The sequence below is a fragment of the Kitasatospora sp. NPDC001309 genome (assembly GCF_042896295.1).
In the GTDB taxonomy this organism is placed as follows: domain Bacteria; phylum Actinomycetota; class Actinomycetes; order Streptomycetales; family Streptomycetaceae; genus Kitasatospora.
In genome coordinates this window covers 252364-266129 of record NZ_JBIAXC010000006.1, presented here as the reverse complement: position 1 = coordinate 266129, position 13766 = coordinate 252364, and the positions used below count along the sequence as shown (strand labels likewise).

The window sequence follows — 13766 nt, the reverse complement described above, 5'->3', positions numbered from 1 at the left end:
CTCAGCCCGCACTGCGGCCGACCGGGCTAGCGGCAGACCGGCAGACCGACCCACCGGCAGACCGGCAGACCGCACCCCGCCCCGCCGCCCCGGCTCAGCGCGCCAGCAGCCGTCCGCGCAGCAGCCCGGTGGCCGTGCCGGTCGCGGCGAGCGCCCAGGCGGTGCCGAGCAGCAGGTAGAGCCCGACGGAGAGCCCGGTGAAGCCGCCGAAGCCGGTGTGCCGGGCGAGCGCGGCGGCGCCGGTGACGCAGGTGCCGACCGGGAAGGTGAACGCCCACCAGGTCATCGCGAACGGCATCCCGGCCCGCCGGGCGCGCAGGTTGGCGGTCAGCGCGACGGCCAGCCAGAGCATCGCGACGCCGATCACGGCGACCCCGTACAGCTCGGCCAGCGGCAGCAGGACGGGCGCCAGCGCGGGCAGCACCGGGCGGGCCGCGTCGGCGAGCTGGTGGATCGCGGTGACGGACTGGCCGAGCGGGCCGAGCACCAGGAACAGCGCGGGGGTGAGCACCAGGGTGGGCAGCTTGCTGTGGAACAGGCCGGTGAAGACCACGGGCAGCAGCACCAGGGTGGCCAGCAGGCCGATCCCGAACAGCGCCCAGCAGCCGTACAGCATGGCCTCCTGCGGCGTTCCGGCGGGCAGGTGGGGGACGAGGGCCGGGCCGCAGGCGGAGGCGACCAGCGGGGCGACCACGGGCAGCAGCCAGGTCGGGTTGGCCTCCAGGGCGGACACCCGGTGCCGGGTGATCATCAGGTACGGGATGCCGGCCGCGACGGTCAGCGCGTAGAGCGTGCCGACACCCCACAGCACGGCGTCCAGGGCGACGGCGGGCCCGGTGCCGATGACCCGGGAGCCGAGCAGCAGGGTGCCGAGGCCGACCGCCAGCAGGGCCATCGGCGGGCAGCCGTAGAAGACGGCGGTGGCCGGGTTGTCCAGCAGCTGGGCGCGGGCCGCCTCGCGGTGCCGGGTGAGGTGCACCAGGCGGGCGCCGGCCAGCAGCACCAGGGCCGTCACGCCGAGCGCCCACATCACCTCGCCGAAGCCGATCAGCCCGGGCAGCTGGACCGGCAGGGCGGCGGCGCCGTTGGCCACGATCGCGGTGCCCATCACGGCGGCGTACCAGTTGGGGCCGAGCTGGGCCAGGTCGAGGCGGGAGAGCCGGGAGAGCGGGGAGAACCGGGAGCCGTGGGAGCCGTGGGAGTCGCGGGAGGGCCCGGAAGGGCGGAGGGGACGGGACGGCCGGGGCTGCTCGGAGGAGCGGGCAGGAGCGGCGGGGCTGGTGAGCGGGCGGACATCGGCCGAGGTGGACATGGTTCCACCGTCGCCGAGCGGCCCGGCCGCCGGTAGCGCCGCGGGTTCTATGAGGGCATAGCCTGAACCTATGCCCCTCTCTCCGCACGTCCCCGAACTGGGCGCCCTGGAACTGCTGCTCGCGGTGGCCCGGCTGGGCAGCGTCGGCCGGGCCGCGGCCGAGCTGGGCGTGAGCCAGCCGACCGCGAGCGCCCGGATCAAGGGCATGGAGCGGCAGATCGGCGTCCCGCTGCTGGAGCGCTCGCCCCGGGGCAGCCGGCCGACCCAGGCGGGGCGGCTGGTGGTCGAGTGGGCCCGCCAGGTGGTGGAGGCGGCGCAGGCACTGGACGCCGGGATCGACGCGCTGCGCGAACGGCGGGACGCCAAGCTGCGGGTGGTGGCCAGTCTGACCGTCGCCGAGTACCTGATGCCGGGCTGGCTGCTGGCACTGTCCGAGGCCAGTCCGGGGACGGCGGTGACACTGCGGACGGCGAACTCGGCGGAGGTCGCCGGGCACGTGCTGGCCGGGGACGCCGACCTCGGCTTCGTCGAGGGTCCGACCACCCCGCCCGGACTGGCCGGCGCGGTGGTGGCGGCGGACCGGCTGGTGGTCGTGGTGGCGCCCGGCCACCGCTGGGCGCGTCGCCGCACGCCGCTGACCGGGGCGGAGCTGGCGGCCACCCCGCTGGTGCTGCGCGAGCCCGGCTCGGGCACCCGGGAGGTGCTGGAGGCGGCGCTGGCACCGTACGGGGGCGCCGTGCAGCCCCGGATGGAGCTGGCCTCGTCCACGGCGTTGAAGGGGGCGGCGATGACCGGGGCGGGGCCGGTCTGCCTGAGCGAGCTGGCGGTGGTGGAGGAGCTGGCCACCCGGCGGCTGGTCGAGGTGCCGCTGGCGGAGGAGCTGGACCTGCGGCGGCCGCTGCGCGCGGTGTGGCCGGCCGGGCAGCGGCCGGGCGGGCCGGCCCGGGAGCTGCTGGGCCTGACCCGGCGCAGCGTCCGCCAGCACCTGCGGCGGAAGGGCTGAGCCCCGCAGGGCCCCCGGGCCTCGGCCCAGGCCCGAACCCCGGCACACCGGCTCCGGCTCCGGCTCCGCGAGAAGCCTTCGCTCGAAAGTTGAGCGGAGTACACTCAACTTAGTGCATGCTGTACCCAGCAGCAGTGAAGGACGACGAGGGAGGATCCCCCAGCAGTGGACGCCAGCAAGTTCACCACCAAGACCCAGGACGCCCTGTCCGCCGCGATCCGGCAGGCGGGCGGCGCAGGCAACCCGGACGTCAGGCCGGTGCACATCCTGATCGCCCTGCTGGAGCAGCCCGAGGGCATCGCCCGGCCCCTGCTGGAGGCGGTCGGGGCGGCCCCCGGCCGGGTCGACGCCGAGGCGCGCCGCCAGCTGACGGCACTGCCCAGCGCGACGGGCTCGACGGTCTCCGCCCCGCAGCTGGCCCGGGACACCCTGGCCGTGCTCACCGAGGCCGGCCGGCGCGCGGACGACCTGGACGACCAGTACGTCTCCACCGAGCACCTGCTGGTCGGCCTGGCCGCCGAGGGCGGGGCGGTCGCCGAGCTGCTGGCGCAGCAGGGCGCGACGCCCAAGGCGCTGCTCGCCGCCTTCAAGGACGTCCGCGGCAGCGGCCGGGTGACGTCGCCGGATCCGGAGGGCACCTACAAGGCCCTGGAGAAGTACGGCACCGACCTCACCCAGGCCGCCCGGGACGGCAAGCTCGACCCGGTGATCGGCCGGGACCACGAGATCCGCCGGGTGGTCCAGGTGCTCTCCCGCCGGACGAAGAACAACCCGGTGCTGATCGGCGAGCCCGGCGTCGGCAAGACGGCCGTGGTCGAGGGCCTGGCCCAGCGGATCGTGGCCGGTGACGTACCGGAGTCGCTGCGCGGCAAGCGGCTGGTCTCGCTGGACCTCAGCGCGATGGTGGCCGGCGCCAAGTTCCGCGGCGAGTTCGAGGAGCGCTTGAAGGCCGTCCTGAACGACATCAAGTCCTCCGACGGCCAGGTCGTCACGTTCATCGACGAGCTGCACACCATGGTCGGCGCGGGCGCCGGCGGCGACTCCGCGATGGACGCGGGCAACATGCTCAAGCCGATGCTGGCCCGCGGCGAGCTGCGGATGGTCGGCGCCACCACGCTGGACGAGTACCGCGAGCGGATCGAGAAGGACCCGGCCCTGGAGCGCCGCTTCCAGCAGGTGCTGGTCGGCGAGCCCAGCGTCGAGGACTCGATCGCCATCCTGCGCGGCCTCAAGGGCCGGTACGAGGCGCACCACAAGGTGCAGATCTCGGACGCCGCCCTGGTCGCCGCGGCCACCCTGTCCAACCGCTACATCACCTCCCGCTTCCTGCCCGACAAGGCGATCGACCTGGTCGACGAGGCGGCCTCCCGGCTCCGGATGGAGATCGACTCCTCCCCGGTCGAGATCGACGAACTCCAGCGCTCCGTCGACCGGTTGCGGATGGAGGAGCTGGCCCTGGAGAAGGAGTCGGACCCGGCCTCGGTCGACCGCCTCGCCCGGCTGCGGCGCGATCTCGCCGACAAGAACGAGCAGTTGAGCGTGCTGACGGCGCGCTGGGAGCAGGAGAAGAAGAGCCTCAACCGGGTCGGCGAGCTCAAGGAGCGGCTGGAGGGCCTGCACGGCGCGCTCGAACGGGCCCAGCGCGACGGGGACTTCGAGCGGGCGTCCAAGCTGATGTACGCCGAGATCCCGGCCGCCGAGACCGAGCTCACCGAGGCCCAGGAACGCGCCGCGGACCAGGACGCCTCAGCCTCGATGGTCAAGGAGGAGGTCGGCCCGGACGACGTGGCCGACGTGGTCGCCTCCTGGACGGGCATCCCGGCCGGCCGGCTGCTGGAGGGCGAGAGCGCCAAACTCCTGCGCATGGAGGAGGAGTTGGGCCGGCGCCTGATCGGCCAGGCGGAGGCGGTGCAGGCCGTCTCGGACGCGGTGCGGCGCACCCGCTCGGGCATCGCCGACCCGGACCGCCCGACCGGATCCTTCCTGTTCCTCGGCCCGACGGGCGTCGGCAAGACCGAACTCGCCAAGGCCCTGGCCGACTTCCTCTTCGACGACGAGCGGGCGATGGTCCGGATCGACATGAGCGAGTACGGCGAGAAGCACTCGGTCTCCCGCCTGGTCGGCGCCCCGCCCGGGTACGTCGGCTACGAGGAGGGCGGCCAGCTCACCGAGGCGGTCCGCCGCCGCCCGTACAGCGTGGTGCTGCTGGACGAGGTGGAGAAGGCCCACCCCGAGGTCTTCGACGTGCTGCTCCAGGTGCTGGACGACGGCCGGCTCACCGACGGCCAGGGCCGCACGGTGGACTTCCGCAACGCGATCCTGATCCTCACCTCCAACCTGGGCTCGCACCACCTCGTCGACCCGGCCACCCCGGAGGACCGGAAGAAGGCCCTGGTGCTGGACGCCGTCCGGGCCGCGTTCAAGCCGGAGTTCCTCAACCGGCTGGACGACATCGTGGTCTTCGACCCGCTGGGCACCGCCGAGCTCAGCCGGATCGTCGACCTCCAGGTCGCCCGCCTCGCCGAGCGGCTGCGCGAGCGGCGGCTCACCCTGGAGGTCTCCGCGGCGGCCCGCGACTGGCTGGCGCTCACCGGGTACGACCCGGCGTACGGTGCCCGCCCGCTGCGCCGGCTGGTGCAGTCCGCGATCGGCGACCAGCTCGCCCGGGCGATCCTCTCCGGCCAGGTGCACGACGGGGACACCGTCCTGGTCGAGCGGGACGAGGAGGGCGACCGGCTCACCGTCCGCGGCCGGGGCCCGCTGGAGAAGTAACCGCCGGCCCCGCCCGTCACCGGCACCGCCGGCCCACGGCCGTCCCCCCGCCCGCGCGAGGGGGCGGCCGCCGGGCACCCGCCCAGTACCCCGGCACCCCGGCACCCGCTCAGTACCCCGGCACCCGCTCGGTCCCCGGGGCCCGCTGCTCCCGCCGCGTGCGGTCCCGCCAGGCGCGGGCCATCCGGTGCAGCTCGGCGCCCTGGGACTCCGGGAGGCTCCAGGTCTGGGTGAGCAGCCGCAGGGTGGACACCCGCGGGCAGGACACCCCCCGCTCCAGGTCGCGGATCGACCGCACGCTCAGCCCCGAGGCCTCCCCCAACTGCTCCTGCGTCATCCCCCGGTCCAGCCGGATGTTCCGCAGCAACGCCCCGAGCGAGGCGCCCTCCCCCGTCACCGTACGCTCCATCCCCGCTCCCCCTTCGGTCCAAAACATCTCAACTCGCCCGGGAGGAAAGGCCTTTGCCCCGGGCCAGTTCCGTCGCACGCTAACCGCATCCGGCGCGTACGGCAGGCGAACCCGGGCGCCGGGCGCGTGACTTGGCTCACGCGCGCGCCGGGCGTGCGACGAGGCCGCCGCACCCCGGGCACCGTGCGTGACGGAGGCCCCCGGACCCCCCGGGACGAAGATCGACGCGCCCCCGCCGCCCCTGTGAGCGGAGCCCCGGATGAGGCAGGATGGGAGGTGGAAAGGGCGGCCTCTCATTGCCGGCCACCACGTGCACTGAGGAAGAGGGACCCCCCATGAGCATCGACCCGTCGTCCATCCCGTCGTTCGGCGTGCCCCAGGGCGGCCAGCCCGGTGGCCAGGGTGGCCGACCGGCCGGCCCTCCGCCGATCGTCGTCCCGGACCAGGCCCTGGTCGCCCAGCTGCTCGACCAGATGCAGCTCAAGCACGTCGTGGACGAGGAGGGCGACCTCACCGCCCCCTGGGAGGGTTTCCGCGTCTACTACATGTTCCGCGGCGAGCAGAAGGAGCTCTTCGCGGTCCGTGCCTTCTACGACCGCGCGTACCCGCTGGAGAAGAAGGGCGAGATCCTCGACCTGATCGACGAGTGGAACCGCGAGACCCTCTGGCCCAAGGTGTACACCCACACCCACGAGGACGGCGTGGTCCGCCTGATCGGCGAGGTCCAGATGATCGTCGGCAACGGCGTCAACCTGGACTACTTCGTCACCACCACCGCGAACTGGACCCAGGCCGCGGTCGGCTTCGAGCAGTGGATCGTCGAGCGCCTCGGCCTGCAGAACGAGATCGAGGGCGAGGACGGCGACAGCGAGGGCGGCGAGGAGGCCTGACCGAGGCCCCGGCACACACCCCTGCGGCCCGGCCCCCGGCAGACGCCGGGGGCCGGGCCGTTCCCGTACCCTCCCCGCGCCTCCCGGCCGCCGGGCCATCCTTGTCCCCGGCCCCCGACTGCCCCAGGATGGCCCTGACGACGAGCCGTGAGGAGCCACCGATGGGTACCAGGCCGCTGCTGAACCGCCGACTTGCCGGGATGGGGACGACGATCTTCGCCGAGATGTCCGCCCTGGCCACGGCCACCGGCTCGATCAACCTCGGCCAGGGCTTCCCCGACACCGACGGGCCCGAGGAGGTCCGCGAGGCGGCCGTCCGGGCCCTGCGCGAGGGCCGCGGCAACCAGTACCCGCCCGGCCCCGGCATCCCCGAGCTTCGGCAGGCCATCGCCGAGCACCAGCAGCGCTTCCACGGCCTCGCGTACGACCCCGACACCGAGGTCCTGGTCACCGCCGGAGCCACCGAGGCCATCGCCGCCGCCCTGCTCGCCCTGCTGGAGCCCGGCGACGAGGTGATCGCCCTCGAACCCTTCTACGACTCCTACGCCGCCTGCATCGCCATGGCCGGAGCCGTCCGCCGCCCGCTCACCCTCCGGGCCCCGCACTTCCGCCCCGACCTGGACGAACTGCGCGCCCTGATCAACCCGCGCACCCGGCTGCTGCTGATCAACACCCCGCACAACCCGACCGGCACCGTCCTCACCGCCGAGGAGCTGGCCGGCATCGCCGCCCTCGCGATCGAGCACGACCTCCTGGTGATCACCGACGAGGTGTACGAGCACCTGGTCTTCGGCGCCACCCACCACCCCCTCGCCGCCCTCCCCGGCATGCGCGAGCGCACCGTCACCATCTCCTCGGCCGGCAAGACCTTCTCCTTCACCGGCTGGAAGGTCGGCTGGGTCACCGCGAGCCCCGCCCTGGTCGCCGCCGTGCGCACCGCCAAGCAGTACCTCACCTACGTCAGCGCCGGCCCCTTCCAGTACGCCGTCGCCGAGGCCCTGCGCCTGCCCGACGGCTACTTCGACACCCTGCGCACCGACCTGCGCCGCAAGCGCGACCTCCTGCTCGACGGGCTCACCGCGGCCGGCTTCCGCGCCTTCACCCCCGAGGGCACGTACTTCGTCACCACCGACATCACCCCGCTCGGGGAGAAGGACGGCATCGACTTCTGCCGCGCCCTCCCGGAGCGCTGCGGCGTCGTCGCCATCCCCAACGCCGTCTTCTACGACGACCCGGACGCCGGGCGCAGCCTGGTCCGGTTCACCTTCTGCAAGAAGGACGAGGTCCTCCAGGAGGCCGTCGACCGCCTGCGGCGGCTCTGAGCGACCGCCGGTCGACGTCGGCGGCGCATCTGGTGCCGTGCGGAATCCGGAAGAACCGGAAGAAGCCGCCGACGTCCCACCCGGGCACGAAGCCGGGCACGAAGCCGGGCACGAAGCCGGGCACGAAGTGCGGAATGCCGGGCGGCGGAATGCCCTCCCGCCCCCCGTGCGTGCCCCCCGCAGCCGCCCGTGCGATGAACATGCCCTGCTCGCACGTGAGTTGATCCGCCGACGGCTCCGCTCGGCGGCCCCGTCCGGTCCGCGCGGCGCCGCCTAGCCCGCCGGAGAGCGGTTTCTGCAAAGGGAGCGGAGGGTTCCGGGGGCCCGTTGCGCACATGGGGCGCGCGTTTCGTTTTGCGCGCCCCCTTGGACAGGGACCAATTCTGGCCCGCCGAACATGCTGATTCGACCCCCAACTCCCCTGGGTGGCATGCTCCTTTGCTGCCCGTCAGGCAGGCCTCACAGCCTGTCGGGCACACCCGGAGACCCGCCCGCACATCCCGTGGGGCGGGCGGCGGCGCATGATGCGCGCGAAGAGCGCACGACCGGCGCACACGGCGCACGGGCCGGTGACAGGGGCGCGCGCTGTGCAGAGTCGCACACCGGGTCGATCAGAGCCGGGAAGCAGGTGTGCTCGAAACGGTGAATGCTTGACAAAGATGGGTAAATCACCGACGGACCCGGCGTATTCATGCTTCTCTGCTGCTGAATCTCCAGCCGGAATCCTTCCTTCCACGGTCGGCCGCGCCCAGGGCCGCACAGCCACGAACAGCCTCGCCATCGCCTAGGCCTACTCGCTGCTGCTCGGCGGGCGCGCACGGAGCTGAAACGCGGAGCCGAGCATGCTCACCACACTGCAGACCTCCTACACGGACACCCGCGCCGGTGACCTGGCCTGGTGCCTCGGCGGCGACCCGCTGCCCGCTCTCGCCGTCCGCGACCTGAGACTCGACGGCGGCCGCCCCGGAACCCCCGGCACCCTCCAGCTGCGGCTGCTGGGCGCCTCGCACCAGGTGGTCATCTCGGCCGGCCCCGGAGACTGCCTGGAGACCGTCGCCTGCATGCCCGGCCGCCGCACCCCGCTGCCGGCCCGGGTGGCCAAGCAGGTCGGCGGCTGGGAGTACGAGTTCGCCGCCCGCATCGAGGCCCTGCCCCCGCACGACTTCGCGGCCCGCGCCCAGGAGCTGCTGGCCCTGGTCGAGGGGCACCCGCGCGGTCTCGCCGGGGTCTTCCCGGGCGACCCGAGCGCCTTCACCGCCCTGGTCACCCAGGGCGGCACCGACCGGCTGCTCTGGCGGACCTGGCACGCCTACCCGCAGGAGGGGCAGCTGGTCTGCACCCGTTCCTCGCTGGTGGTGCCGGGGCCGTGACAGCCCACCCGCCGGGCACCAGCAGCCCGTCCGGCAGCACCGAACCGGTCATATGCCACCCGGCACAGGCCTACGAATCGTACGCAGGAACGATTCGTCAATCCGAGGGCTCCCGCTGTCCGTCGGATGGGCGCAGCGATCCGTCCCGCACGTCCCCTAGCGTTTGTTCGTGATCAACCATCCGGCCGGTCCGCCCGCACGCCCGCGAGTGGACCTCGACGACGGCACCCCACCCCGGCCCGGGCGAAGCCTCACCCCCCTGCCCGCCCGCCGTCGCTCCCGGCTGCGCTCCCGCCCCCGGCTCGCCCGGCTGACCGTCCTGCTGGCCGCGTTCGTCTGCGCGGCCTGCGGACTCGTCTACGAGCTCGAACTCGTGGCACTCGGCGACTACCTGCTCGGGGACACCGTCACCCAGACCTCCGTGGTGCTCTCCGTCATGGTCTTCGCGATGGGCCTCGGCTCCCTGCTCGCCAAACGGCTCACCCGCCGGCCCGCGACCGCCTTCGCCCTCGTCGAGTGCGCCCTCGCCCTCACCGGCGGGCTCTCCGTCCTCGCCCTGTACTCCTGCTGGGCCTGGATCGGCCGCTACCAGGCCGCGATGGTCATCCTCACCTGCCTCATCGGCATCCTCATCGGCGCCGAGATCCCGCTGCTGATGACCCTCATCCAACGCATCCGGCGCGAGGACGCCGGACGCGCCGTCGCCGACCTCTTCGCCGCCGACTACGTGGGCGCGCTGATCGGCGGCCTCGCCTTCCCGTTCCTGATCCTCCCCCTGCTCGGCCCCGGCGACGGCGCCCTGCTCACCGGGGCGGTCAACGCCGTCGCCGGGGCCGCCGTGGTGCTCTGGCTCTTCCGCGAGGAACCCGCCCCCCGGATACGACGGCTGCTCTGGGCCGGCTGCGCCCTCGTCCTCGCCCTGCTCGCCGCGGCCGCCGTCGGCTCCGACCCGATCGAACGCGCCGCCCGGCACGCCCTCTACGGCGACCAGGTCCGCTACGCCACCCGCAGCCGGTACCAGGAGATCGTGCTCACCGGCCCCGCCGAGGGCCCGCTCCGGCTCTACCTCGACGGACGGCTCGCGGTCTGCGGGCCCGACGAGTACCGGGGCAGCGAAGGCCTCGTCCACCCGGCCATGGCCGCCGGCCCCGACGCCCGGGTCCTGCTGCTCGGCGGCGGTGACGGCCTCGCCCTGCGGGAGGTGCTGCGGCACCGCGGCGTCCGCTCCGTCCGCCTCGTCGACGCCGACCCGGCGCTCCCCCGGCTCGCCCGCACCGACCCCGGCCTCGCCGCCCTCGACGGCCACGCCCTGGACGACCCCAGGGTCCGCACCACCGCCGCCGACCCGCTGGCCTGGCTGCGCGGCGCACCCGACGAGGAGTACGACGTGGTGCTCGCCGACCTGCCCGCCCCCTCGGACGGCGGCCCGGTCAAGTTCCACTCCCAGGAGTTCTACGGCCTCGCCGCCCGGCTGCTGGCCCCCGGCGGCCGGATCGCCGTCCGCGCCGGCGGGGAAGGCGGGGGCGGCGGGGACGGCCTCTGGCAGACCGAGTCCGGCCTCCGCGCGGTCGGGCTGCGGACCGCCCCGTACGCGGTCGACGGCAGCGCCACCGCCGGCTGCCGCCCGGGCCCGCCGGACGCCGCCCAGGACTTCCTGCTCGCCGCCGCCACCCCGCCCCCGCTCACCCTCGCCCCCGACGCCCCACCACCCCGGGCCCTCACCCCCGACACCCTCCGCACCTCGACCACCCGCCTCACCGCCCTCCGCCCACCCCGCCCCCCGGCCCCCCTCACCCTGCTGGCACCGCGCTGACCCGGCGGCCGACCTCGGCGGTGCACCGGTCGGGCCCACGTCCGAGCGGTGCACCGCGCCGCGCACGAAGCGGCTCCGGGGCCCCGGGCCGGGAGCGGACGGGCCGACCGGGCGAACGGGCGCGGGACACGCCCCGGAGCCCGGGCGGGCGGGGGCGGGCCGGGGAAAGTCGGGCGGTGGTGGGTGGGGACCGGGCGGGGCCCAGTCGGTAGGCTCCGTGGCATGGAGCATGAGGTTGTCGTCCCGATGTCCGCAGAGCTGGTGCGGCAGGCCTTGCAGGATCCGGCGCTGCTGGCGCGGAGCGTGCCGGGTCTGAGCACCGAGCCGGCGGCGGTCGGGACCGGGCCGGCCGAGGAGATCGGCGGGCGGCTGAAACTGCGGATCGGCGGCTCCACGATCACCTACAAGGGCGTGCTGTCGCTGATCGAGGGCCGGGGCGGTGTGCTGACCGTGCTGGCCGAGGGCGAGGAGGCCCGGGGCAGCGGCGAGGCGACCGCCACCGTACGGGTGAGCGTCGCGGAGGGTGCCGAGGACGGCACCGCGACGGTCCGGTTCACCGGCGACCTGAGCGCCACCGGCCGGCTGACCGAGTTCGACGCCGAGACCCTCGACGCCGTCGGCCGCCGTCTGCTGGAGCGCTTCGCCCTCGCGCTCACCTCCCCGGACGCCCCGGCCGTCGGCGAGGAGGAGCTCGCCGACGAGGCCGCGGACGAGGCCGGGTCGGAGCCCTCGGACGAGGCCGACGCCGGGACGGACGACGGGACGGACGCCGAGGTGGTGTTCATCGAGGACCGCCAGGACCAGCCCGGCGACGACCTGGACGACGACCTCTCCGACCTGATCGCCTTCTCCGACGCCGATGCCGAGCGTTTCGGCCTCCCCACCGGCTCCGCCGCCGACGACGACAACGACGGCGAGGACGACATCGACGAGCGCGGCGACGGCGACGCCGCCGAGGCCGGCACCGGCGGTCCGCAGGACGGGGTCGCCGAGGAGCTCCCGGTCGAGCCGCTCTTCGCCTACGAGGACGAGCCGGAGCTCTCCGGCCCGGTCCGCCGCAGCATCGTCGGCCGTTCGGCCGAGGAGGTGGACCACGCCCCGCCGCGCGGCCGGTACGCCCCGGCGCTGCCGGCCCGCAGCGCGCGGGCCCGGGCGGCGTCCCGCTGGGGCGGCGAGGCCGGTGGCATCGTGGTGCCGGGCGCGGGCGGCCGCAGTGCGGTGCCGTGGGTGATCGGCGGCTCGGTGGCCCTGCTGGGCGGCGCCGTGGTGCTGGTCAGGGCGCTGCGCCGGCGCTAGCCGCGAGCGCCCCGCAGGCCGTCAGGGCCTAGACTGAACGCTCATGAGCAACGACCGCGACGCCCTGCTGGCACAGATCAAGGACAAGGCCGTCGTGCACGGCAAGGTCACCCTTTCCTCCGGCAAGGAGGCCGACTACTACGTCGACCTGCGCCGGATCACGCTGGACGGCGAGGCCGCCCCGCTGGTCGGCCGGGTGATGCTGGACGCGACCTCCCACCTGGAGTACGACGCCGTCGGCGGCCTGACCCTGGGCGCCGACCCGGTGGCGGCCTCGATGCTGCACGCCGCCGCCGCGCGCGGGCAGAAGCTGGACGCCTTCGTGGTCCGCAAGGCGGGCAAGGCGCACGGCCTGCAGCGCCGGATCGAGGGACCCGAGGTGAAGGGCCGCCGGGTGCTGGCGGTCGAGGACACCTCCACCACCGGTGGCTCGGTGCTGACCGCCGTCGAGGCGCTGCGCGAGGCGGGCGCCGAGGTGGTCGGCGTCGCGGTGATCGTCGAGCGCGGTGGCGCGGCCGCGATCGCGGAGCAGGGCCTGGAGTACGTGACCGCGTACGACCTGGACGACCTGGGTCTCTGACCCGTACGGGCACCCCTGGCAACACTGAGGGCCGGGCCCTGTTTCACGTGAAACCACGTGGAACGGGGCCCGGCCCTCCGTCACTGCACCGTGAAGCCGTGCAGCCGTACGCGCCGTGCAGCCGTACGCCGTGCAGCCTCAGCCGCGGCGGTGCCGCCCGCTGCCGCTCTGCACCGCGTCGCCGGCCGGGGCCTCGACGATGCCGGCCTTCTTCTTGCGGCGCTCCCGCACGACCTCGACCAGGATCGGCGAGACCGACAGCAGCACGATCAGCAGCACGGCCGGGATCAGGTACTTGTCGATCACCGGGGCGAGCGCGTCGCCGAAGAAGTAGCCGATCAGCAGCATGGACTCGGTCCAGAGCACGCCGCCGACGACGTTCCACACGAAGAAGGTCTTCGCGGGCATCTCCAGGGTGCCGGCCACCGGGTTCAGGAAGGTCCGGATGATCGGCATGAAGCGGGCCAGCACCACGGCCTTGCCCGAGCCGAACTTGTTGAAGTACTCCTCCGCCTTCACCACGTACTCGCGGCGGAAGATCTTCGAATCGGGCTTGTCGAACATCCTCGGTCCGACCTTGACACCGATCAGGTGCCCCAGCTGGGCACCGGCGATCGCCGCGATCGGGCAGCCCACGAGCAGCACGGCGATCGGCAGCTTCGCACCGTCGCCGAGCACCGAGGAGGCCGCGTTCGAGGCGGCCACGCCCGCCAGGATCAGCAGCGAGTCACCCGGGAAGAAGAAGCCGACCAGCAGGCCGGTCTCCGCGAAGATGATCGCGATCAGCCCGATGGCGCCGAGGGACGAGATCAGGGATTTGGCGTCGAGCACGTTGACGGCCAGCTGGTTGTAGTCCACGGGCGCAGGATAGCGGGCGTACCTTTCCGGTGACGTCCGGCCGAGGCCGCGGACCGGGAGCGTGCACCGGGAGCGCCGACCGGGAGCGCGGACCGGGCCGGTGGGCGCGGAACCGCCGACGAGTTCCGGCCGCGCCGTCCG

General features: G+C 74.3%; 11 protein-coding genes. 8 read left to right on the top strand and 3 right to left on the bottom strand.

The genetic code is table 11. From position 1 onward, the window contains the following. Window positions 1-94: 94 nt before the first annotated feature. The gene (locus ACFY2K_RS09075) at window positions 95-1312 is read right to left on the bottom strand and encodes a TDT family transporter (protein WP_380644140.1); all 1218 of its coding nucleotides are present in this window, start codon (window positions 1310-1312) and stop codon (window positions 95-97) included. Window positions 1313-1382: 70 nt separating this feature from the next. Between ACFY2K_RS09075 and ACFY2K_RS09070 the strand changes: the two genes are divergently transcribed. Together ACFY2K_RS09070 and clpB are read left to right on the top strand one after the other, a co-directional pair. Beyond that, window positions 1383-2315: a LysR family transcriptional regulator gene (locus ACFY2K_RS09070; RefSeq protein ID WP_375882733.1), complete on the top strand. Its 933-nt coding sequence runs from the start codon at window positions 1383-1385 to the stop codon at window positions 2313-2315. 165 nt (window positions 2316-2480) lie between these two features. Further along, window positions 2481-5087 carry an ATP-dependent chaperone ClpB gene (gene clpB, locus ACFY2K_RS09065; protein WP_375882735.1) on the top strand — a complete coding sequence of 869 codons (2607 nt, stop codon included), beginning with the start codon at window positions 2481-2483 and terminating at the stop codon, window positions 5085-5087. A gap of 109 nt (window positions 5088-5196) precedes the next feature. Here the strand turns inward: clpB and ACFY2K_RS09060 are convergent, their stop codons facing one another. After that, on the bottom strand, window positions 5197-5496 hold the full coding sequence (locus tag ACFY2K_RS09060; protein WP_380523832.1) for a helix-turn-helix domain-containing protein: 300 nt from the start codon (window positions 5494-5496) through the stop codon (window positions 5197-5199). 335 nt (window positions 5497-5831) lie between these two features. Here ACFY2K_RS09060 and ACFY2K_RS09055 point away from each other — a divergent pair, with 335 nt between their 5' ends. The 6 genes from ACFY2K_RS09055 to pyrE all read left to right on the top strand — a co-directional run bounded on the left by ACFY2K_RS09055 (window position 5832) and on the right by pyrE (window position 12767). Beyond that, complete coding sequence (locus ACFY2K_RS09055; RefSeq protein WP_375882741.1) at window positions 5832-6386, top strand: YbjN domain-containing protein; 555 nt, start codon at window positions 5832-5834, stop codon at window positions 6384-6386. 161 nt (window positions 6387-6547) lie between these two features. Continuing rightward, window positions 6548-7708 carry a pyridoxal phosphate-dependent aminotransferase gene (locus tag ACFY2K_RS09050; RefSeq protein WP_380523830.1) on the top strand — a complete coding sequence of 387 codons (1161 nt, stop codon included), beginning with the start codon at window positions 6548-6550 and terminating at the stop codon, window positions 7706-7708. An 842-nt stretch (window positions 7709-8550) separates the two neighbouring features. Then, the gene (locus tag ACFY2K_RS09045) at window positions 8551-9078 is read left to right on the top strand and encodes a DUF2617 family protein (protein ID WP_375882747.1); all 528 of its coding nucleotides are present in this window, start codon (window positions 8551-8553) and stop codon (window positions 9076-9078) included. 169 nt (window positions 9079-9247) lie between these two features. Then, window positions 9248-10891, top strand: a complete 1644-nt coding sequence (locus tag ACFY2K_RS09040) for a polyamine aminopropyltransferase (RefSeq protein WP_387710407.1) — start codon at window positions 9248-9250, stop codon at window positions 10889-10891. A gap of 222 nt (window positions 10892-11113) precedes the next feature. Then, window positions 11114-12187, top strand: a complete 1074-nt coding sequence (locus ACFY2K_RS09035; RefSeq protein WP_387710405.1) for a hypothetical protein — start codon at window positions 11114-11116, stop codon at window positions 12185-12187. A gap of 43 nt (window positions 12188-12230) precedes the next feature. Further along, window positions 12231-12767, top strand: a complete 537-nt coding sequence (gene pyrE, locus ACFY2K_RS09030; RefSeq protein WP_375882755.1) for an orotate phosphoribosyltransferase — start codon at window positions 12231-12233, stop codon at window positions 12765-12767. 138 nt (window positions 12768-12905) lie between these two features. On the opposite strand, the gene ACFY2K_RS09025 is transcribed toward pyrE, so the two are convergent. After that, the gene (locus ACFY2K_RS09025) at window positions 12906-13625 is read right to left on the bottom strand and encodes a DedA family protein (RefSeq protein ID WP_375882757.1); all 720 of its coding nucleotides are present in this window, start codon (window positions 13623-13625) and stop codon (window positions 12906-12908) included. Between the last annotated feature and the right edge of the window lie 141 nt (window positions 13626-13766).